We start from the raw sequence: 21250 nt of genomic DNA, 5'->3' as shown, positions 1-21250 counted from the left end.
GGTCACGGAGCTACGGCATCTCGAAGAGGCTGAGAATGTTGCCCTCGGTGTCCAGGAACCAGGCAGCCTTTCCGGCGCTGCTCGTGGCGATGCCGTTCTCGGTCTTCAGTCCCGGGAAATCATAGTCTTCAAAGACAACACCCCGGCTCCGCAGATCCTCAACCTCGCCCTCGAGATTGTCGGTGGCCCAGCTCAACTGCGTGTTCTTCGCTGTTCCCGCGTTGTCGGTCAGGTAAAGCAAGAAAGCCGTTCCGTTCCCGCAGCGGTAGACGAGGTTCTCCTCGTCCAAGATATCTGAGGGTTCCAGGCCGAGGACATCGCGATAGAAATTCCTGGCCCTGGAAATGTCCTTCGCGGGAAGGACGGCCATAACTTCACGTTCCTTAAGCATGATGAATTCTCCTTCTCACCAGGTCCCCGGGGAGCTGCCCGAAAGGCACGGCGACATAGGGAGGCGTGCCGGAAGGTCCTGTGCGCACCATCGTAGGCTTCAGCGTCTGGTAGTCAATGCCGCACGGCAAGACGTCAGACCAGGTAGATCGATGAAGACGATCAAATCCCCGCAGTAGGGCGCGGGAAACGACGCCCGGGAGGATAATGGCACCGAAGTCAATTGCCAGCACCGACAAGAGGGGTCCGGATGTATGGGCTTCCGCGGATCACGGTGGAGGTTCCGGTAACCAGCATCGGGTCCGGTTCCTCCGATTACGAGGAGCTGGGCAGCTACGTCGTCGGGCTGCGCAGGCAACAGGGCCTGCACCTCACCCTGCTGCACATCGGCATCCTTGCGGACTTTGCACAGGACATCACTGAGTGGACCAAGGGATCCACCAGCGCCGAAGCGGCCACCCGCAGGACAGTTGCCTGGCTGAAGGGGCTACCCATACTGGACGGATTCCCGGGCAGTGCCGCCCGGCTGATCGTGCTGGGCGGCGGCCATGTGTGCGGACTCGAAGTGGACGTTCCCCAGCGCGTTCGGGACTTTCAGGTGATGCTCGTGCAGGCGCTGCACCAACTGCTGGAGGACCTTCTCGTGGACAACGTCGACGACTTTATCCTCAGCTCACGCGCCCTCGGCTTCCGGTATCCACGCTGGGTACCGCACGTCGCCGTGGGACGTCCAATGTCGCGCACCGGCTACTGGGAGATCCGGCCGCTTGCGATCGAATTCGGCGAATCACGGATCAGGAACCGTCAGTCCCTCCCGGCTGTCGACGCCGAATAAGGCGCCCTTCCGCTGGAAAACCCCGACACCTAGGCTGGAACTATGTCCAGGCTCAGCGTCAACGGCGTGGATCTCTACTACGAGGAACACGGTGACGGGATCCCGCTCCTTGGCCTGCACGGAACGCCAAGTTCGGCGGCGATGTGGGCGGACGCCGCCACGGAGCTCGCGCTGCACGGCCGGTGCATCATCTATGACCGCAGAGGCTTCCAGCGCAGTGCCCCTCCAGCGCCCTTCAGCACCCTGGACCTGATTGACCACGTCGACGACGCTGCCGGTGTGCTGGCGGCACTGCACGCGGGGCCCGCCGTCGTGATCGGCCGCAGCACCGGCGGCCTCATCGCCATCGAACTGGCCCGCCGGTTTCCCGACAAGGTCAAGGCGCTGGTTCTCCTGGAACCGGCACTGTTCACGCTCGATCCGCTCGCTGACGCCTGGGCACGCAACCTGCGGCTCAGGGTGCTTGAGCAGTCCGCCGAGCAACCCGGCCAGATTGCGGAGGCGGTGATTCGGCAGGCCCTGGGCGACGCCGCCTGGGAGTCATTCCCCGAGGACATCAAGCAGATTTTTGCAGCGACCGGGCCGGCCGTCCTCGCGGAAATCAAGGGCCACGGCATGGACCTCAGCGAGGACGCGCTGGAGCTGGACGAGGACCAACTTGCCGGGATCCGCCGGCCGGCGCTCATCGTCACCGCCCAGGATTCAATTGAGGCCTGCCGGCTGGTGAACGCCAGGTTGTCCGGTGCCCTGCCCTTTACCCAGACCGTGCTCGTCACCGGCAGCCATCTCATCAACCCTGCGCACCCTGCGGTCCTGGACTTTGTGGACCGCATCGCCGCCAGCGGAGACGCCTGGGCTTAGAGCTCGCGCGCAGTTGCCGGGAAGACCCGGCCGGTGCTCCCGTCGACTCTGACCAGGTCCCCGTTCCGCAGCAAACTGGTCCCGGATCCGGTGCCCATGACCGCAGGTATTCCATACTCTCTGGCCACGATGGCAGCGTGCGAACCGATACCGCCAGCGTCCACCACGACGGCGGCGGCCCGCTGGAACAGTGGGGTCCAGGAGGGGTTGGTGTACGGGCAAACGAGGACCTCGCCGCTGCGCAGTAGCCCGAATTCGGCAGGGCCACGGATGATCCTTGCCTTTCCTGTGGCCTGACCCCTGCTGGCAGGCACACCGGAAACCAGGACACCGGGCGGCCGGCGCCCCTGCCGGAACAGCACGGCAGGGTCAAGCAGCGGAATCCCGTCCAGCTCACGGCGCTTGGCCGCCCTGTCCAGCACCAGCCGGCGGTACCGTTCCCGCTCCGACGGCGGGAGCGCGCCGGGGTCGGTGATTGCGGCCAGCTCTTCATACCGCAGGTGGTGGACCTCCTCCGGATCCGCCAGCACGCCAGCCGCGCAAAGCCTGCGGCCCAGCTCAAGCAGGGCGCGCCGCAGCGGCGGGAGAACCATGGTGGCGTAAAAGTGGCTGTCTTCGCGGAAGGCCATGCCTGCTTTCGCGGCGTCGACGACGGACAGAAGATGACGGCGCAGCGGCTCGAAGCGAAGGGCAGGATGCCGCGACAGCTCCGCCAGCGCCACTCCGGTTTGGTCCGCTGCGGCGCGCCGCTCGCCCAGCATCGCGGTGATCAGGCCGAGGACCACCTCGGGCGCATCGGACCAGGTCGGGGTGCTGCTCAACACCACGCTGACGGTTTCGCGGTGACCGTACTCGGCAAGGAACGCTCTGAATGCCGCGTCGAACTCCCTGAACTCCTGGTTATGCCCTAGCTGCTCCAACAGTTCACCGGGCCGCAGGCCCGTGAAGGCGCGCTCCAGGCTCGGGCTGGACCGCACGCGTTCGGCCAGGGCCTCCAGGGCCCGGTTCGCCTGGCTCGTGCGGGTTTCGGCGCCGGCGATGAGGGCCGAGGCAAGACGCGACTTCCCCAGAAGCAGCAGCATCACGCGCAGCTTGAGCACGGGGACCGCAACGCCGGGCAGGTAGGACTTCCGGAGTTCAGTGATCCCCCGCATCGCGTCAAAGGCACCGTCCGCGAGCGCAATGACTTCGCGCCACGACAGCAACTTCGGCTCGCCGCCCCCTAGCCGCCGGACGTTCTCCAGGAATGCGGCGAACCTGGGGTCCTCGGTCCACCGGGCCGGATCGAACTGCCGTGCCCGGCGTGCAAGCGAGACCGGCGCTCCCAGGACGCGCAGTGTGGGCCTCGGCACCGGCGGTACCATCCGGATGACCACCCCGTCCTCTTCCGGAAGGATCTGAGCCACTGAGGGGAAGACGATGCCGACACTGCCGGCCATGCCGTGAAGCATCGCCAGGATTCCGCGCTGCATCCACCCCGATACGTCGAGGGGATAAGGACGCTCCTGGAACATCTCGACGAAGAACGGGCCCACCAGCCGCTGGAAGCGGCTGAGCCGCGGCGGCTGCGGCGGAAGTGCGGTCATCGGCCTGGCCTGGAGCAGGTAGAGGCGGCCCCCGGCGATGGCCCATTCCATGTCCTGCGGCCTGCCAAAATGGTCCTGCACGCGGCGCGCCAGCCGCGCCAGTTCCGTGAGCTGCTGCCGAGTGAGGGCGGGCCCGGTGCTCTCGCGTGCGGCGTACTCCTGCGTGCCGCCGCCGGCAGCAGCCCGGATGGCCACCTCCCGGCCACCCGGAGTGAATGCCCTGACCCGGCCGCTGCCGTCCAGAACATAGTGTTCCGGCGTGACGCGTCCGGAAACCACTGCCTCACCCAGCCCCGGACTGGCGTCAACGACGATGTCGCCGCGCTCGCCGGTCACCGGATTGGCGCTGAACATGACACCGGCGGTGTCCGCCGGAACCATCTTTTGGATCACGACGGCGATCGCCGCCTTGCCCGGCGCGATCCCCTCGCGCTTCCGGTAGGCAATCGCGCGGTCTGTCCACAAGGAGGCCCAGCAGTCAGTGACCGCCGCAAGCACTGCATCCTCGCCGAGCACATTCAGATACGTGTCATGCTGTCCGGCGAACGCGGCGCCGGCCAGGTCCTCGGCGGTGCCACTGGACCGGACCGCCACCGGGCCGGCGCCCAAGGAGGCGTACGCGGCAGAGATCTCCGCCCGGATCCGCTCCGGCATGGCGGTGCGGGCACATTCGTCCCGGATCGTGGATCCGTCGGATCCGGATTCCAGCAGCCGGTCCAACCTGCGGCCCAGTCCGGTGTCCGCCAGCAACGCGGCGTAGGCGGACGTGGTGAGAACGACGCCGGGCGGCACGGGAAAGCCGTGCCGCACCAATTCGCCGAGATTCGCGCCCTTGCCGCCGGCGCGCGCCACATCGTCTGCGGCGAAGTCGGCCAGCCCGCCGGTTATCTTCTCAGTCATCTGCCGCTCCTGGCCAGCGCGAGGGTTTCCTGATGTAGAGGCTACCCCTCGCCGCCGCGGGAGGACGGCGGCGGCTCGGTGGCGGCAATGTGACGGGCGCAACAAATAGGCTTTGACAGCCCACGCCCTCAGGGTGTCTCATGGAAAGCGCTTACCAAGCGCGGTGCCGGTCGAAAATGCACGCCGAGCCGCCGCCTTCCGCTGGCGCGGACCCCGACGAAGGGCAACGCGTCCAGCGCGCCAGACGACTTGTCCAAAGGAGGACAATATGCAGAGCCAGACGCGCAAGCGGACGGGATCCAGTGAACAGCGTGCTTCCACCGGAACCTCGAGGAAGGCGGCCGCGAGCGGCTGGGTCGGAAGCGCCCTTGAGTACTACGACTGGTTCATCTACGCGCAGGCCGCCGCATTGGTGTTCCCCGGGGTGTTCTTCCCGGAGGGGAACCCGGCCGTGGCGCTCATCGCCTCGCTGGGCACCTACGCCGTGGGCTACGTCGCCCGGCCTATCGGTGCGTTCGTCCTCGGCCAGTGGGGTGACAGGCACGGCCGGAAGAACGTGCTGGTTCTTGCCATGCTGTTGATGGGCGTGTCGACGTTCGCGGTGGCTCTGCTGCCCACCTACGGCCAAGTCGGCATCCTGGCGCCTGCCCTGCTGGTTGCCCTGCGGCTGGTCCAGGGTTTTGCCGTGGCCGGAGAACTGAGTGGCGCCAGTGCAATGATCGTGGAGCATGCACCGTTCGGCCGGCGCGGCTTCTATGCGAGCTTCGCCCTGCAGGGCACACAGGCCGGGCAGATTATCGCGGCTGCGGTCTTCCTCCCGCTCTCGGCCGTGCTCTCCGACGAGGCCTTCAAATCGTGGGGATGGCGGATCCCGTTTCTCCTCAGTGCCCTGGTCGTTTTCGCCGGATACATGATCCGGCGGCGGGTTGAGGAAACCCCTGTCTTCGAGAAGGAGAAGGCGCACCAGGAGATCCCCAAGGCACCAATTGTCCAGGTCATGCGCGAAAGCGGACTCAACGTACTGCGCGCGGTCTGCATGACACTGGTCAACGTCGTTGGCGTGACCGTGGCAGTCTTCGGCGCGGCGTATGCCACGCAGCCGGGCTACGGCGTCGGCATGAGCACGAGCGTGTACCTCTGGATCCCTGTCCTGGCCAACGTGGTGGCGCTGGCTCTTATCCCCTGGTTTGGAGATCTCTCCGACCGGTTTGGCCGCCGGCCGCTGATGATTATCGGCTCCCTGGGATCCGGCGCCCTGGCCTACTCTTACCTGCACGCGGTCAGCCAGAACAATGTTGTGCTCACTGTTGTCCTGGCGATCCTCATGTGGGGCACGCTCTACCAGGTCTGGAACGCGACCTTCGCCAGCTTCTTCCAGGAGCTCTTCCCCTCCCGCACGCGTGTCACCGGGTTCGCCGTCTCGCAGAATATTGGCCTTGTGCTCACGGCATTCCTGCCCACCCTCTTCGCAACCGTCGCCCCGCCGGGGTCCGCGAACGTACCATTTGTCATCGGGTCCATTTGCTTTGGAATCACGATAATCGGTGCGCTTGCCGCGTGGTCTGCCCCGGAGACTCACCGCATCCCCCTCAACGAGCTGGGTACCCCGGGCGCGGCGCCCATGCCCCGCGAGGAGTACCACCGCCTCCGGATGGAGGCCGGCAACCGGTAACCGGCAACCAAACCACTCGTACACGCAGGGACGGCAGGGAGCGATGAACTACAGCGCTGAAGCGGTGCTCCATGACGGGTCCAGGATTCCCATCGCGGTCAGTGGCACGGGCAGGGCGCTCCTCATCCCCGCGAGGGTCGAGCCCCGCACCGAGTCCGAGGCTCAGACGATGCGCGCATGGGGCGCAGACCCGGACCTGGGGCCGAAGCTCGGAGCGGGCCTGTCCCTGTCCTATCGGGTCATCGCGGCAGACTACGAAGGGCACCGGATGGCGCATCCGGCGCCGGATACCCTCACCCCGGAGAACGTCACCGCGGATCTCCTGGCCATCGCTGACGCGGCAGACGCTGGCGAGTTCGGGTACTACGGGTACTCATGGCTCGCCTTGTGCGGGCTGCAGTTGGCCATCCGCACCGACCGTCTCTGGGCGCTGATCATGGGCGGCTTCCCGCCTCTCGACGGTCCGTACGAGAGCATGCTCGCGGTCACCAGGGCAGCGCACTCCATGGCGGCGAAGGCCCCGGCGCCAGCGGCTTCAGCGGTCGAGGCTCCGGAGCCGGGCGACTGGGATTCCGCGGCGATTCAAACGGACGAGGCACAGACCCGCCAATTCCTGACCCTCTACGAAGCGCTGCAGGACTTCGATGATGCAGCCGCAGCGGTGGTGCCCGGCCTGCCGCGGCTGGCGTTTGCCGGATCAGACGATCAGATCGACTACTCCCCCCTCTGGGGCGGCGTGCAGGTGAGAATCGGCGCGCCCCTTGCGGCCCACGAGGGGGAGCTGACAGCGGCAGGATGGGACGTGCGGGTACTTCCCGGCCTTGACCATCTGGGCGCCATGCACAGCGGCGTGGTCGTGCCCCTCATCACGGCCTGGCTCGAAAGTGTGGCGCAGAGGCACACCTGAGTGGGTGCGCCGAGGCTGGTCCGGCCTGCACGTTGGCCGGACCTTTCCATCAATCACGGCTGCCGCCCAGCAGGCGGGCCCGCTGCCTGGGATCCCTTGCCGCCGCTGCGGCGGCCGCGGCCAGGCCGAACGCGCCGTCCATCACGGCACTGTCGGCGGATGCGGAGGACCCAAAGGCGGCGAAGTCCGCCGTGTGATGGGCTGCGCCTCCCACGTCGTAGCCGAGCAACGGATGGATGCTCGGCACCAACTGCGAGACGTTGCCCATGTCCGTGGAAGCCACCGGACTGTCGTTGAATTCCACTCTCCTCCCCCGGGCCGTCATCGCCTCGCGGTACGCCTCGGAAAGGAAACGGCCCTGCCTCAGCTCGGCATACGCGTTGCCGACAGGGGTGACCTTAAGCGTGGCACCGCTGGCGAGGGCGCCGGCCTCCAGGCAGCGCCGCACACGCTCCTCGATGACCCGCAGCGTCGCCAGGCTGGACGAGCGCATCTCCACGCTGGCCCGGGCGCGATCCGGGATGACGTTGACGGCACTCCCGCCCTCAGTGACGATCAGCGACACAACGGATCCGGACGGAAGCTGCTGCCGGGCCAGGGCAACTGCGGTTTGGGCGACCACTAACGCGTCCAGTGCGTTGATTCCCTCAGCCGGCGCGGCCGCAGCGTGTGACGGGCGACCCTCGTACAGCACATCCCACATGCTCATGGCCAGGGAGGAGCCGCCGACGACGTCCTCGGCGCCGGCATGGGCCATCATTGCCAGGCTCACGTCATCGAAGAAGCCTTCCTTGATGAGGTCGGCCTTGCCGCCGGTGGTCTCCTCGGCGGGGGTGCCGAGCACCTTGACGGTGATGCCGAGATCGTCCGCCACGGCGGCGAGTGCAAGCGCCGCCCCCACGGCACTGGCGGCGTTCACGTTGTGTCCGCAGGCGTGTCCAATGGCCGGCAGCGCGTCGTATTCGACGCACAGGGCCACCACGAGTTGACCGCTTCCATACCGGGCGCTGAAGGCAGCCGGCAGCGTTGGCTGGGCGGCGTCAAAGCTGAAGCCCCCGGAGCGCAGCAGCGCGCCGGCCCGTTTGGCGGCCCGGAACTCCTCGCCGCTGAGTTCGGGATCGGCATGGATCGCATGGCTCAGGCGAAGGATTCTGGGCTGCCAGCGCTCCAATGCCGCGCAGATGCGACCCTGGATCCCGGTCTCGGCAGCAGAGGCAACGCCCGTCTGGATCACTGTTGCCGCTTTCATGCACCCACCTCCGCGGCCTGCTGCTTCTGGTAGCGTGCGGACGCTGCGGCCGCAATCAAAGCAGCAACAGCGAGCGCTCCCCAGATGGAGACGAGGCCGCTCTCAGTGATGCGCCCGGACTCGGCCGACGCCGAAGAGAGGAGCTTGACGACGGCGGCCCCCATGGCAATGCCGACCGAGAGGGCCAACTCGTTGAGTCCGGCCGCCGTCGACGTCTCCTCCAGCGGCACACCTTCAACCGACAGCGCGCGGGTCCCGGCCTGGTACATGCCCAGGCTGAGGTTGAACAAGGCAAAACCGGCGCAGTACCCGGCCAGGGAAGTGTGCGCCGCCATCATCACCACGAAACCGCCCGCCAGCAGCAGGCCCGCAAAGACCAGCGTGGCGCGCTCGCCGAACGCCCTGAGCGCCCGCGCGGTCAACAGCGAAGACGCGAGCGAAAGGACGGATGCGGCGGCGAGGACGATGGCAATCATGAGCGGGCTGAGGGCAAATCCGTAGCCGGCCTTGTCGGGGTTGGCGTGCAGGAAGATGCCGTTGGTGCCGAAGTAGCTGATGGACGCGAAGCCGAAAAAGAAGGTGGCCAGCGAGACGGCGCGGATACGCGGATTTGCAAGCATGCGCAGGTCCATGAACCTCTTCCCGCGCTCCGGCCCGCCGGCGTCGAGCACGGCCCAGAGGACCAGCAGCGCCAGTCCGAGCAGTCCCGATCCGAGTGTCCGCGCGTCGAGCCAGCCCCAGTCCGGCCCCATCGAGAGGGCCACGACGAAACAGATCAGCCCGAGCGAACACGCCGTCAGGGGCACCAGGGCGAGTCCCTCCCGGGTGGGAGTTCCTGCGTCGGGGAGCAGAAAGGAACACACCAGGGCGGCGACGGCGAACGGAACGGCCACCCAGAACCCGAGGGTGGGGTCGCTGACGCCCACAACCCCCGCCAGCAGCCCGCCGGCGCCGACCATGATCATCAGCATACCGATCATCACGCTGACGCCGGTGCGTGTGGAGGCGGGGCTGGTGACCCGCAGGATTCCCATCATTAGCGGGATGAAGCCCACGACGCACGTAAGCAGCACGACGCCCACGGTCACCGTCCACAGGGACGGCCAGAGCGCCATCATGAATACTCCCCCGGCCACGACGGCAGTGGACCAGCGGAGCACCAACCGGTATCCGTAACTGTCCCCGAGCCTGGAGATGATGGGTGTGAGCACGGCAAAACTGACGTTGGCGACAAGGAAGATGCCATTGATCGTCGGGTCATCAATCGAAAAGACAGGCCCGAGCGCGGGCAGGATGGGGTTCAAATACCCCTGGGTGACGCCGCTGAGTGATTCGATCACGGCCATTGCCACGATCATGCCGGTGATGGTCCTGCGGGTGATCGCCGCCGTAGCCGGTGGCGCTGTTTTGCTTGTCATGTGCTTCCTTGGGGTTCGGGGCCCTTACGCCCGGTGGTGATGCGAGTCACAACGTTAGCCATAGCTCCATGCACCCGCGGTAAATTGCTCGAAATCCCCCTTGCATCGACGAATCTGAAAGAATCAGCCATGATCTCTGAACTGGATCTCGAAATCGTAAATGCCCTGCAGATCAATCCGAGGGCCGACTGGTCCCGCGTGGGCGACGCCCTGGGCCTGTCCGGGCCCACCATCGCCCGCCGCTGGCATGCGCTCGCGGAGCAGGGACTCGCCTGGATCACGCCGTCTCCCGGGCCCCGCTACCTCAGCGCCGGCTGGTCCGCCTTCATCCAGTTGTCCTCGGTGCCGGGCGAGCACGAGGCCCTCATCCAGCGGCTCTGTGCAGAGCCCGCTTTCGGGACGGTCTCCCTGGTCTCGGGACCCCACGACCTGTTCGTGGACTGCTTCGCATCAAGCCATGAGGAACTCATGGCGATAGTCACAGGCTCTTTCGCGGACCTGCCGGGGGTCACGCGCCGAGAGGTGGTGTTCGTCACGCAGCTCTACCGGCAGGCCTCGGAGTGGCGCAGCGGCACCCTGGAACCGGCGCGGGCGAGGCTCATGGCGAAGGAGTCCGCACCGCCGCCGCCCGCCTACGCCCCGGACCGGCTGGACGCCTCCCTGCTGGAGGAGCTAGCCCGCGACGGGCGGGCCAGCTGGGCAGAGTTGGGTTCAGCCGCCGGCGTTTCGCCACAGACTGCCCGACGGCGGGTGGAACGGTTTCTGGCGTCCGGCTACATGACGATGAGGTGCGATACTTCCGTCGCCGTCCAGCAGGGCCTGCGGGAAGTGAGCTTGAGCCTCAACGTACCCGCGACCCATGTGGATTCCATCGGCCGCTACTTCGCCGGCCTGCCGAGTTGCCGCTTGAGTGCGCAGGTTTTGGGTGCCCAGAATCTGGTGGTGACGCTGTGGGTGCGCGACTATCTCGAAGTCCAGGGGCACGAGCGGGAACTGGCATCCCGGGCGCCGGGCAGCGCGGTGATCTCGCGGCAGGCCGTGGTGCGCACCTACAAGCGGCTCGGCCACCTGCTGGACGAGTCAGGGCGCAGCCGGGGAGTCGTCCCCTTGCCCCTGTGGCGGGAGGCGTAGCCCCGTTCTGCCGTCACCCCTGTGCGGCGCGGGTCGCTGGCCCGTCGTGAAGTGCCTCGTCGTAGTCCTCGTCGTACTTTTCTTCCCGCGGTTCGTCGTACGGGAACCCTCCGGGCAATGACCCCGCGGCCAGGCCCCGCAGGACCAGGTGACGCAGCGGCGGGTGCCCATCCGCCGCGCCAGCAGGGACCACGAGCCAGGCCGGATTCGTCACCCTTGCGTTCGCCATCTGGTCCACTCCTGAGGCGCCCGCCGCGCCCAAAAGAGCCACCGCAAGGGCTGCAAGAACGGGAACTATGCTCTCTCTCCAGAACCTCACGCCTTAACCATGGTCACGTCACGTGGGAACAGAGCGGGAGCCCCCTTGGGAAACACTGTGAAGGCGGGAAGCACTGTGGCGGCCTCCCGTGCAGGCTGCCGCAGGTCGGCGCGTTGCTCACGGGGCGGACCCGGATGGCGCATCCCGCTCCCAAGGCAGATACTGCACAAACCAGTCCCTGGCCAGAACTGCCGCCTGCTCCAGCGTTCCGGGTTCTTCGAAGAGGTGGGTTGCACCCTGGACAAGTTCCAGCCGGTTGGGGCAGCGCATCTGGGCTTGCGCCCGGCGGTTGAGTTCGAGCACCTGGTGGTCTGCACTGCCGACAATCAGGAGCGTCGGGGCGCGGACCCGGGCAAGCCAGGGACCTGCCAGATCCGGCCGGCCTCCCCGCGAGACGACTGCGCCGATCTTCTCCCCTTGTTCGGCAGCCGCCCACAGCGCGGCACCTGCCCCTGTACTCGCGCCGAAATATCCCACGCTGCAGGAGGCCGTGTCCGGCTGGCTGCCAAGCCAGCCTGTGGCTGCGGTCAGCCTCCGCGCAAGCAGTTCGATGTTGAACACGTTGGCGCGGTCCAGTTCCTCCCCGGGGCTGAGCAGGTCCAGAAGCAAGGTCCCCAGCCCCGCCTGCTGGAGCATCGAGGCGACGAACCGGTTTCGCGGGCTGTGCCGGCCGCTGCCGCTGCCGTGGGCGAACACCACTACCGCTGCATCCGGTCGGGGAAGGGCCAGGTGGCCTTGGAGCCGCACCCCGTCCGAGTGGATCTGCACGTCCTGGTCGAGGCCGGGGTTGCCGGAGGCTGAAGAGGCTCTCTGCACACGCTCGGCGGACGCGTCCAGCAGCCACGCCACCTCGTCGTCGGTCGTCGGGGAGAAGTCACGGTAATGCTGGCTGACGGCGGTCAGTTGCCGGGGCGTGGCGAGGCACACCACTTCGTCCGCCTCCTTAAATGTGCCGAGGATGTCGGCAGGGGCAACGGGAACGGCCAGAATCACCCTCGCAGCCCCCAGTTTGCGCGCGATGCTACAGGCCACGCGGGCGGTTGACCCGGTAGCGATCCCGTCATCTACGATCACGGCCGTGCGGCCGCTCAGGTCCATGAGGGTCCGGCCGGCCCGGAACCGTGCCACCCGGTCATTAAGCAGACGCCGCTCCCGTTCTTCAACAGCCTTCAGGTCTTCCTGCCTGACCCTCGTGAGTGAGAGGACGCGTTTGTCCAGGACGCTGGCCCCGCCCTCGCCGATGGCTCCCATCGCGAGCTCGGGCTGGAACGGAACCCCCAGCTTGCGCACCAGGATCACATCCAGGGGCGCGCCGAGTGCCCCCGCTACCTCGAATGCCACGGGAACTCCGCCGCGGGGCACACCCAGTACGACGGCGCCGCCTCCGCGCAGATACTCCAGCCGCAGCCCCAGCTGCCGCCCTGCATCAGCCCTGTCCGCGAACATGCCCACCACCGCGACGTTCCCATCAACACGGCGGCCGCAGACCCCTTCCCGACCGGAGACTCAGCCACCCAGGGAATAAGGCGCTGCGGCCCACTGCTCCTGCTCCAACTATCCCTCACGAATCCGGACCTTGCGAGGCCTTTTTTGGGCGGGAACCGTTGAAGCTCCTGCGCTTTTTCGACGGCGGGTATGGCCTCCGCCGGTTGACTGGCACCAGGGCAAGCAGCCGGTGCATCCTGATATCAAAGGCCTTGCAAGATGGAGGTTGGGCATGCAGATCGCGCTCCTGGGGGACGTCATGCTGGGCCGGCTGGTCAACGACCGGCTGAAGACGGCCGATCCCGCCTATCCCTGGGGCGATACCCTGCCACTCCTGCGCCAGGCCGACATCACGTTCGCGAACCTCGAGTGCGTCCTGGCTGACCACGGAAAACCTGCGCCCCGCAAGGTGTACCGCTTCCGCTCGGACGCCAAGAACGTCGAGAGCCTGAGGTCGGCGGCTATCCATGTGGTCTCGCTGGCCAACAACCATGTGCTGGACTTCGGAGTTGATGCGCTGCGGGAGATGTTAGGGGTACTCGATCAGCACGGGATCCTGCGGGCCGGCGCCGGGATGGACCTGGAGGCGGCCCGGCGGCCGGCAGTCCGGCGGGTGGGTCCACATGCCGTCGGCTTCATTGCCTTCACTGACAATGAGCCGGACTGGGAGGCAACCGGCCGCGACCCCGGAATCTACTACGTCCCTGTGGAACCTGGCGACCGCCGGGTGACGGATTTGCTGGAACTGGTCCGGCGGACGAAGGGCAGGGTCCAGTTGCTGATCGTTTCGGCCCACTGGGGCGGCAACTGGGGATCCGATGTCCCGCCTGAGCACCAAAGGTTGGCACGGGCACTGATAGATGCCGGTGCCGACGTGGTATTCGGGCATTCGGCCCACATTTTCCGCGGCGTCGGAATTTACCGGAACCGGCCTGTTGTCTACAGTGCCGGCGACTTCGTGGATGACTACGCCGTGGACCCGAATGAACGCAACGACCAGTCATTCGTCTTCCTCCTGGACACCAGGGGAAGCGTGCCCTCCACGCTGCGTCTGTATCCGACAACGATCACCCGCATGCAGACCCGGTTCGCAGGCCCGGGGGCGCAGAAAGTTGCCTGGCGGATGCAGCGCCAGTGCGCGCAGCTCGGCACGCCAAGCAGCTGGATTGAGGCCGACAATGTCCTGGAGATACCGATCGGCCCAGGCCTCACCTCGCGGGCTTGACCACCATCGCCGAGCCGCCCCCGCGCCTGACCGGCTCGGCCGCGGCGACCATCCTCCCGTCGCGCTTGAACTCGATCGCCGTCGCCGCGCCTATTTCTGGTAGCGACGTGAACGAGTCCCCCGCCTTGGCGAACACATGGCCACGTGGCTCCAGGTCGGGTGCATAGGCGTCGATGAACTCCTGCTCTGCGCTGATATTGGCTGTGTTCCGTTGCGCCGCACGAGGTGCGGCAATCGCCTCGGAAATGCTCATGCCCCGGTCCACGCGGTTCATGATCGTCTGCAGGACTGTGGTGATGATGGTCGACCCGCCGGGCGAACCGAGCGCGAGGAAGGGCTCCTCGTCCTTGAGGATGATGGTCGGCGACATCGAGGAGCGCGGCCGCTTCCCGGGTTCGATCCGGTTCGGATCCTTGGGGTCGTACACGGTCGAGAAGTCGGTCAGCTCGTTGTTCAGCAGGAACCCGCGGCCCGGGACCACGATGCCGGATCCGCCGGTCTGCTCGATGGTGAGCGTGTACTCGACCACGTTCCCCCATTTGTCCGCGACCGTCAGGTTGGTCGTCGAGATGTTCTCCGTGTCCTTCTCGTCGGCGAGCGCCGCGGCGGCAGCCGGGCACACGCCGTCGTACGTGGACGCGTCTCCGGGTGCGACGGGCTTCACGGCCGCGCGCTTCGGGTCGATCCGGCACGAGCGCTCCTTGCCGAACAGCGGGTCGGTGAGGGCGCGCGTGGGGACATCGACAAACGCGGGGTCGCCCAGGTACTTGCCGCGGTCCGCGAACGCGAGGGCGCTGGCCTCGAGGTAATGGTGCAGGGCGTCGGGCGTTGACATCCCGGAAAGGTTGAAGGTGTCCAGGATGTTCAGTGACTCGCCGACCGTGGTGCCGCCGCTGCTGGACGGCGCCATGCCGTAGACGTCCAGGCCGCGGTACTCCACGTGGGTGGGCGCCTGATCCAGGGAGCGGTAGGCGGCAAGATCAGCCGTGGTCATGTGGCCTGCCGGGACGGGCAGTTTCGTGGTGGCAGTCTTGGGCGGCGCCTTGACGGCGGCTACGATCTCTTTCGCGAGCTGGCCGTGGTAGAAAGCGCGGGTGCCCTTGTCCGCCAGCAGCCGGTACGTCTTGGCAAGGTCGGGGCTCTTAAAGACGCTTCCGACGGCGGGCAGCTTGCCGCCCGGGAGGAAGAGTTTGCTCGTGGAGGTGAACGCCCTGAAGCGGTTTTCGTTGTCTTTGGTCTGCTGGCGGAACGTTTCGTCGACCAGGAAGCCCCGGTCCGCCACCTCAATGGCCGGCTCGAGGGCATCATCAAGGTCCAGCGTGCCCCACCGCTTGAGTGCACGCTCCCAGGTGGCCGGCGTGCCGGGAACGCCTACGGAGACGCCGCTGGTGACCAGCTCGGGGGTGAAGTTGTAGGGCTTGCCTGTGGCCGGATCGATGAACGCGTCCCGCGGCATTGCGGCCGGTGCGGTCTCGCGGCCGTCGATCGTGCCAACTCTGCCGGTCTTCGCGTTGTAGAACAGGAAGTAGCCCCCGCCGCCGATCCCGGCACTGTACGGCTCGGTCACGCCCAGCGTCGCAGCGGCCGCGACGGCGGCGTCGGCGGCGTTGCCACCCTCGCGGAGGACCTCGATCGCCGCGGCGGACGCCTCCGGGTCCACGGTGCTGACCGCGCCGCCGTAGCCGGTGGCAGTCGCGGTCTTTTTGGTCTCCAGCTGATCGGCGAACGCGGGGCTGATGACGGCTCCGCTGGTCACACTCATGGTCACGGCCGCCGTGACGGCAGCCAGGCGACGTCTCACATTAGGCATGGTCGCTCCCGGGTCTGGGTGGTGCGGTTGACGGTATTGCCACGCTACTCCGCGGCAGTGGGACACTCAATAGCCTTCAGGCCGCAGGGGCGACCCCGAGATCGTCTACGCCGGCGGGGATTCCGCGTCGGTCGTGCTGGCCGCGGCACTGGCCAGATCTGCCGGTGGGCCCTGCCGGCGGCTGGCCAGCAGGAACGGCACCGCGATCAGCTCGATCACGCCGCCGATCGCCACCGACGCGGGGTAACCGTACACATCGGCTGCCCGGCCGAGCAGCGGCTGCACCACCACGCCACCGCTTGATCCCACCAGTGAGTCGAAGCTCAGGACTGTTGCCCGCTGCTTCGAGGCGATCATGTCGTTCAGGTAGGCCTGCCGGACCGGGGTGCCCGCCGCGGCAACCACCGCCCAGAGCGCCAACAGCACCAGCGCCACCCAGAACACCTGAATGAACCCGAGCACGACCAGAATCAGCGCGCTCATGATGGTGGTCAGGATCAACACCGTCGTGCGTTTACGGACGAGGCGCCGGACCCGGGGCGCCATCCAGCCTCCGAGCACCTCTGCCCCGGCCACCATCGCCGCCGCAAGGCCCGCCACGGAGTACGCGTGCGGGTCGCCGAACAGCTCAAGCAGGTACGGCTGCAGGGCGTAGAACACATAGATCTCGACGCCCGCGGTGAATGGCGCGGCCAGCATCACGTACCGTACAGGCGGGTTCTTCAATCCGTTCTCGATCGAGGCGGAGAGTACGGCACGGGTGGCACGAAGAGGGTGGGTGGACCGCTCCGGCGTGAAACCGACGTCGTGCATGAGCCAAAAGGCCACGGCGAACATGGCCAACAGCACGCCCACCCGCAGCAGGAACGGCACACCGAGGTCAGTGGCCTGCGCCACCACGCCACCGGCCACCGAGCCGGCAAGCATCGCGGTGCCGGACACCATCAGTCCCCGACCGAGCACCGTCTCCAGCCCGCCTTCATAGCCTGAGAACCGCAGCGCGTCGACGAGCCAGGCCTCAACCGCCCCCGAGAAGAAGGTGAAGCCCAGTCCGAGCAATACGGACACCACCGCCCACATCCAGAACGGGGCGGAAAACTGCCAAAGCATGTAGTAGAGATATGTCGATACGGCCAGCGTCACGGTGCCAAGCAGGAATGAAGCTCGGCGCCCCCAGCCGTCGGCTATCACGCCGGTGGGCACCTCGAAGAGCACCATGCCGGCCGTGAAGAAGGCGTTCGCGGCAAAGGCCTCGAGGTTGCTGAGCCCGGCATCCAGCAGGAAGAGGGTGTTGATCCCCCAGATGAACGAGGCCGCAAGGGTATTGCCCAGCGTCAACGTAAGATAAATGCGCTGGATCTTTCGGGCGTCGGCGTTCATCGCGTCTACGTCCCCGCTGGGGCGACGAGGGTGCACGAGCCCATTCTCGTCCCCTTCGCCGGAGCCCGCCAGAGCGGCCTCAGCCGCAGGCTGGCGGCCATCCGCCGTTCATTGCTTCAGATGCTCGGTCAGCACTTCAAATTCCTCGACGTCCAGGATCTGCATGTCCTGTTCGCGGCTGGTTTCGGAGCGGATCCTGCCTGCGGGCTCCTGGCTCTCGGCGAGGGCTTCCTGCGTATTCCACAGCGTGATGGAGAGGGATTTGTCGTCCTTTCCCTTCAGGTAGTAGAGGCCAACACAGCCGGGCAGTTCAAGCACGCGCCTCACGGTGTCCTCCGAAGGTTCTCCGGTGGTGCCGAGGCTGGTTTTGTAGGTGCTGACTCGAGCAAACATTTTCTCCTCCGGCTTCAGTTGTTGGGTCGGCTGGCGCCGACGGGATGCCTGGCCACCGGCATCCCTACCTGCGTGGCCAGACCTCCCATCACCTAGTAAGTACCGGGAACGGCCGGGATGCAAGGCCAGGTGCAGACCGCTAGCCATGCATCAAGTACGTAGCATCAAGGTGCCTAGCATCAAGCGGAGCGCAAGCGTAGCGTCTACCACAGAGCAAGGCGGCGATCAGCGGTTGGACTCTGGTTCACTCTCCGCCGCCTCCGTCTTGAGCCGAAGGAGGCGGTGATGGCTGGCTGGAATGCAGACACGGCAGCCGGACCTGTGGGGTCCGGCACGGTCACGCTGGTGGAGGGTTCATCCTTTTGCATTTCCCTGGCGAACGGGGACATACATCCGGAACATCCGCACGGGGTTTTCCATGAGGACACCCGCATCCTGTCCCGCTGGAACTTGAGCGTCAACGGCCAGCCCCTGGAACCACTGACTGCGGCCACGAGGGAGCCCTACCGGGCCCTGTTCATTGGCCGCGTTCCCCGCTCGGACGGCTATGCGGACAGTCCCCTGATCGTGGAGCGCCTGCGCGAAGTGGGCGCCGGGATCCGGGAGGAGATCACCATCCGGAACTACTCCGCGGACGCGGCCGAATGCGTGGTTTCGCTCAGCGTTGAATCGGACTTCGCGGATCTGTTCGAAGTCAAGGAAGCGCGGGTCCAGCGGCGCTGGGAGGAGACCCGGGAGCCGGACGGCGACTCGCTGGCCATCAGGGCTGTCTGGCAGGACGTCCGCAAGGGCGTCATCGTCAAGGCCGACGGCGCCGACGTCGCCCCCGATGCCCTGACGTACCGGACAGTTGTCCCGCCGCACGGGCAGTGGAGCACGCTGCTGAGCGTGGTGCCTGCTGTCGACGGCACCGCCGCGCCGTCAGCATCGTTCGTTCGTCCGGCGGCAGGTGAGTTGTCTCCAAGCGACCGCCGCCGCGAGGAGTGGGTGGCGAAAATTCCCAAGCTGCACATGGGCAACCGTTCCATCGAACGGACCTTGCGGCGCAGCTACGACGACCTGGGCGCACTGCGCATCGAGGACCCGGCTCATCCGGAGCGGATCGTGGTGGCCGCCGGCGCGCCATGGTTCATGACCCTGTTCGGCCGCGACTCGCTCTGGGCATCGGAAATGTCGCTGCCGGTGGACCCCTCCCTCGCCCTGGGCACCCTGCAAACGCTCGCCGACCGCCAGGGCAGGGTCGTGGATCCGATGAGCGAGGAAGAGCCGGGAAAAATCCTGCACGAGGTCAGGCTCGGTGTCTCCAGCGGGCTTTCCTTGGGCGGCAAGTCCGCCTACTACGGCAGCGTCGACGCGACCCCGCAGTTCGTGATGACGCTCGGTTCGGTGAGCCGCTGGGGTTTCGGCAAAGACACCATCGCCGCGCTGCTGCCCCATGCGGACCGGGCGCTGGACTGGATCCGAAATTACGGCGACAAGGACGGCGACGGGTTTGTCGAGTATGAGCGCCTCAACGACCAGGGCCTGATCAACCAGGGCTGGAAGGACTCCTGGGACGGCATCAACTTCGCCGACGGCACACTGGCGGAACCCCCGATCGCGCTCTGCGAGGTCCAGGCACTCGTCTACAGCGCGTATCTTTCCCGGGCATGGATGGCATACGACGCCGGCGACACGCCTTTAGCGGCCGAGCTCGTTGACCAAGCGGCGCGGCTCAAGAAAAGGTTCAACGAGGAGTTCTGGCTGCCCGACCACGGCTACTTCGCCGTCGCTTTGGACGGCGAGAAACGGCCCGTCGACGCATGCGCGTCCAACATGGGGCAATGCCTGTGGCACGGCATTATCGATGAGGACAAGGTGCCGCTGGTGGCCGAGCGGCTGATGTCCCCCGAGATGTTCAGCGGCTGGGGCGTGCGGACGCTCGCCAGCGACATGGGCGCCTACAACCCCGCCAGTTACCACAACGGGTCCGTCTGGCCCCACGACAACGCCATCATCGCGGCGGGCCTGTTGCGCTACGGATTCGTGGCGGAGGCGCAACGGATCGCAGCTGCCCTGCTGGAGGCGGCCGACTACAGCGACGGCCGGCTCCCGGAGCTGTTCTGCGGCTTCGGCAGGGACCAGGTCCCCCAGCCTGTGCCGTATCCGACAGCATGCTCGCCCCAGGCCTGGGCAGCGACCACACCGATCATGCTGGTCACCAGCCTCATGCGGTACGACGCGCATATTTCCCGCGGCGGCTTCTGGCTGGATCCCGTACTCCCGGAATCCTACGGCGACCTGCACATCACCAACGCGCCGATGGGCGGCGGCCGGATCACCATCGACATCGCCGGTTCCGAACCCACCGTGCATGGGCTGCCCGACGGCATTGTCTTCCACCGTGAGCACCGGCCATGGCTGACGGAGCTGCTGGCACAGGCCGAACTGCGAGGCAAGGCTTAGCGGCGCCGGTCCTGAGCGGCAGCATAGTGCCGGTCGAAGCGTTCGCGCGCCATTCGTCCCAGCCTTTCGACGGTGTGCCAGCTGATGACCGCTATCAGCAGGGTCAGCACGATGGCCGAGACAGCCACCAGCGGCGGCAGATCGGCTGTGGATCCGCCATTGAGCCACAGGATGACGATGTAATTCCAGAGGTAGGCGGCATAGGACACTGTTCCCAGCGCCTGCAACGGGCGTGTCCAGGTCGGCATCGGGCGGGTGCGGGAGGCGGCCAGTACCACCAGGACTGCTGCCGCAGCCATGGCAAGGGGGCCTCCCACGAAGAAGAAGACCGGCGTCTCGTTGGCCTTGGGGAAGAAGACGAGCGCCGCCAGGACGAGGATCGATCCGGTCAGGGCCGCCCGTCTGAGCCGGTCGCCGGAGAACCAGCTGAACATGTGGTTCCGGTACAGGCGCAGTGCCGAACCGACAATAAGCCCGAGGCCCCACGTCGTCGGCAGGGCGTAGACCAGGGAGTGAAGGTGCGGTGCAAGGACGAGCATCGCCAGCACAGTCGCCGTCATCAAGGAAAGGACGACGGCGGCGGACCACCAAAGCAGCCGTGCCTGACGGTTCCGCCGCAGGGCCCAAACCAGGAGTGCTGGCCAGATGAGATAGAACTGTTCCTCCGCGGCCAGTGTCCAGAGGGGGCCGATGGCCATGCTGACGTCGAACGGCAGCGGTATGTCTTTGAGGTGGCCGAAGCCGGCGAGGAGGGTGTACCCGATTATTCCCTTGGATCGATCACCGAGCACATCGGCCGCCAACTCGACAATGGCGTACACGCCCAGGAAGGCGATGAGCGCCGGCAGGAGGCGGAACGCCCGATGCGCATAAAAACGGCCGTAACGGATTTCACGGTGCCTTTCGACATCCCTGAGAAGCACGCCGGTGATTAGGTAGCCGCTCAGCACAAAGAAGACAATGACACCCACGATTCCGGCGCCTTGAAAAATCCCGGGCCAGGAATGTCCCAGCAGAACGGCACCGACGGCAGCTCCGCGAAGGACGTCCAGGCCGCCCAGCCTTGGGCGTTCGGTAGTTTGCAGGACGGCCGTCGCCACCGTCCCACCAGCCAGCAACGTCACATAACCTCCGGAGCTTCTATCTGGCCGGTTCCAGCTTCAGGCGAAAGGCAAGAACCGACCCTTGCGTGTTGACATGCATGTGATTGGAGGGCGACCAATCGCGCGCCCTGTCCAAGTCTC

17 protein-coding genes are annotated in these 21250 nt (G+C 66.6%); 7 read left to right on the top strand and 10 right to left on the bottom strand.

Translation table 11 applies throughout. The features are described 5' to 3' along the window. Positions 1-10 precede the first annotated feature (10 nt). On the bottom strand, positions 11-391 hold the full coding sequence (locus JYA52_RS09525; RefSeq protein ID WP_205652943.1) for a VOC family protein: 381 nt from the start codon (positions 389-391) through the stop codon (positions 11-13). 249 nt (positions 392-640) lie between these two features. Between JYA52_RS09525 and JYA52_RS09520 the strand changes: the two genes are divergently transcribed. Continuing rightward, positions 641-1225: a hypothetical protein gene (locus tag JYA52_RS09520; protein WP_205652942.1), complete on the top strand. Its 585-nt coding sequence runs from the start codon at positions 641-643 to the stop codon at positions 1223-1225. A gap of 42 nt (positions 1226-1267) precedes the next feature. Continuing rightward, positions 1268-2086 (top strand): alpha/beta fold hydrolase, encoded by an 819-nt coding sequence (locus JYA52_RS09515; RefSeq protein WP_205652941.1) that lies wholly within the window; start codon positions 1268-1270, stop codon positions 2084-2086. On the opposite strand, the gene JYA52_RS09510 is transcribed toward JYA52_RS09515, so the two are convergent. Then, positions 2083-4572 (bottom strand): PEP/pyruvate-binding domain-containing protein, encoded by a 2490-nt coding sequence (locus JYA52_RS09510; RefSeq protein ID WP_205652940.1) that lies wholly within the window; start codon positions 4570-4572, stop codon positions 2083-2085. The genes JYA52_RS09515 and JYA52_RS09510 overlap by 4 nt on opposite strands. Positions 4573-4840: 268 nt before the next feature. On the opposite strand from JYA52_RS09510, the gene JYA52_RS09505 reads away from it, so the two are divergent. Next, on the top strand, positions 4841-6244 hold the full coding sequence (locus tag JYA52_RS09505; protein WP_205652939.1) for an MFS transporter: 1404 nt from the start codon (positions 4841-4843) through the stop codon (positions 6242-6244). Positions 6245-6287: 43 nt separating this feature from the next. Then, positions 6288-7151, top strand: a complete 864-nt coding sequence (locus JYA52_RS09500) for an alpha/beta hydrolase (RefSeq protein ID WP_205652938.1) — start codon at positions 6288-6290, stop codon at positions 7149-7151. 49 nt (positions 7152-7200) lie between these two features. Here JYA52_RS09500 and JYA52_RS09495 read toward each other — a convergent pair whose 3' ends face one another. Then, positions 7201-8400, bottom strand: a complete 1200-nt coding sequence (locus JYA52_RS09495; RefSeq protein WP_205652937.1) for an amidohydrolase — start codon at positions 8398-8400, stop codon at positions 7201-7203. Next, positions 8397-9818 carry an MFS transporter gene (locus JYA52_RS09490; protein WP_205652936.1) on the bottom strand — a complete coding sequence of 474 codons (1422 nt, stop codon included), beginning with the start codon at positions 9816-9818 and terminating at the stop codon, positions 8397-8399. The genes JYA52_RS09495 and JYA52_RS09490 overlap by 4 nt, the downstream gene beginning before the upstream one ends. 129 nt (positions 9819-9947) lie before the next feature. Between JYA52_RS09490 and JYA52_RS09485 the strand changes: the two genes are divergently transcribed. After that, positions 9948-10949: an Lrp/AsnC family transcriptional regulator gene (locus JYA52_RS09485; protein WP_205652935.1), complete on the top strand. Its 1002-nt coding sequence runs from the start codon at positions 9948-9950 to the stop codon at positions 10947-10949. Positions 10950-10962: 13 nt separating this feature from the next. On the opposite strand, the gene JYA52_RS09480 is transcribed toward JYA52_RS09485, so the two are convergent. Continuing rightward, positions 10963-11178 carry a hypothetical protein gene (locus tag JYA52_RS09480; RefSeq protein ID WP_205652934.1) on the bottom strand — a complete coding sequence of 72 codons (216 nt, stop codon included), beginning with the start codon at positions 11176-11178 and terminating at the stop codon, positions 10963-10965. A gap of 207 nt (positions 11179-11385) precedes the next feature. Beyond that, a complete protein-coding gene (locus JYA52_RS09475; protein WP_240460145.1) occupies positions 11386-12714 on the bottom strand; it encodes a phosphoribosyltransferase family protein in 1329 nt (442 codons plus the stop codon). Positions 12715-12985: 271 nt separating this feature from the next. Between JYA52_RS09475 and JYA52_RS09470 the strand changes: the two genes are divergently transcribed. Next, positions 12986-13978 (top strand): CapA family protein, encoded by a 993-nt coding sequence (locus JYA52_RS09470; protein WP_205652933.1) that lies wholly within the window; start codon positions 12986-12988, stop codon positions 13976-13978. Here the strand turns inward: JYA52_RS09470 and ggt are convergent. The 3 genes from ggt to JYA52_RS09455 all read right to left on the bottom strand — a co-directional run bounded on the left by ggt (position 13962) and on the right by JYA52_RS09455 (position 17561). Next, entirely contained in the window at positions 13962-15788 is a 1827-nt protein-coding gene (gene ggt, locus JYA52_RS09465; RefSeq protein WP_205652932.1) for a gamma-glutamyltransferase, read from the bottom strand. The genes JYA52_RS09470 and ggt overlap by 17 nt on opposite strands. Before the next feature lie 105 nt (positions 15789-15893). Next, on the bottom strand, positions 15894-17168 hold the full coding sequence (locus tag JYA52_RS09460) for an MFS transporter (protein WP_205652993.1): 1275 nt from the start codon (positions 17166-17168) through the stop codon (positions 15894-15896). A gap of 108 nt (positions 17169-17276) precedes the next feature. After that, entirely contained in the window at positions 17277-17561 is a 285-nt protein-coding gene (locus JYA52_RS09455; RefSeq protein WP_205652931.1) for a hypothetical protein, read from the bottom strand. A 285-nt stretch (positions 17562-17846) separates the two neighbouring features. On the opposite strand from JYA52_RS09455, the gene JYA52_RS09450 reads away from it, so the two are divergent. Beyond that, a complete protein-coding gene (locus JYA52_RS09450; protein ID WP_205652930.1) occupies positions 17847-20006 on the top strand; it encodes an amylo-alpha-1,6-glucosidase in 2160 nt (719 codons plus the stop codon). Here JYA52_RS09450 and JYA52_RS09445 read toward each other — a convergent pair. After that, positions 20003-21130 carry an acyltransferase family protein gene (locus JYA52_RS09445; RefSeq protein ID WP_205652929.1) on the bottom strand — a complete coding sequence of 376 codons (1128 nt, stop codon included), beginning with the start codon at positions 21128-21130 and terminating at the stop codon, positions 20003-20005. The two genes, JYA52_RS09450 and JYA52_RS09445, sit on opposite strands and share 4 nt — an antisense overlap. Positions 21131-21250 lie beyond the last annotated feature (120 nt).

The sequence above is a fragment of the Arthrobacter pascens genome (assembly GCF_017052465.1).
Lineage (GTDB): Bacteria > Actinomycetota > Actinomycetes > Actinomycetales > Micrococcaceae > Arthrobacter > Arthrobacter pascens.
Note: the sequence above shows the minus strand (reverse complement) of the source record. Positions and strands in the feature narration are given on the sequence as shown.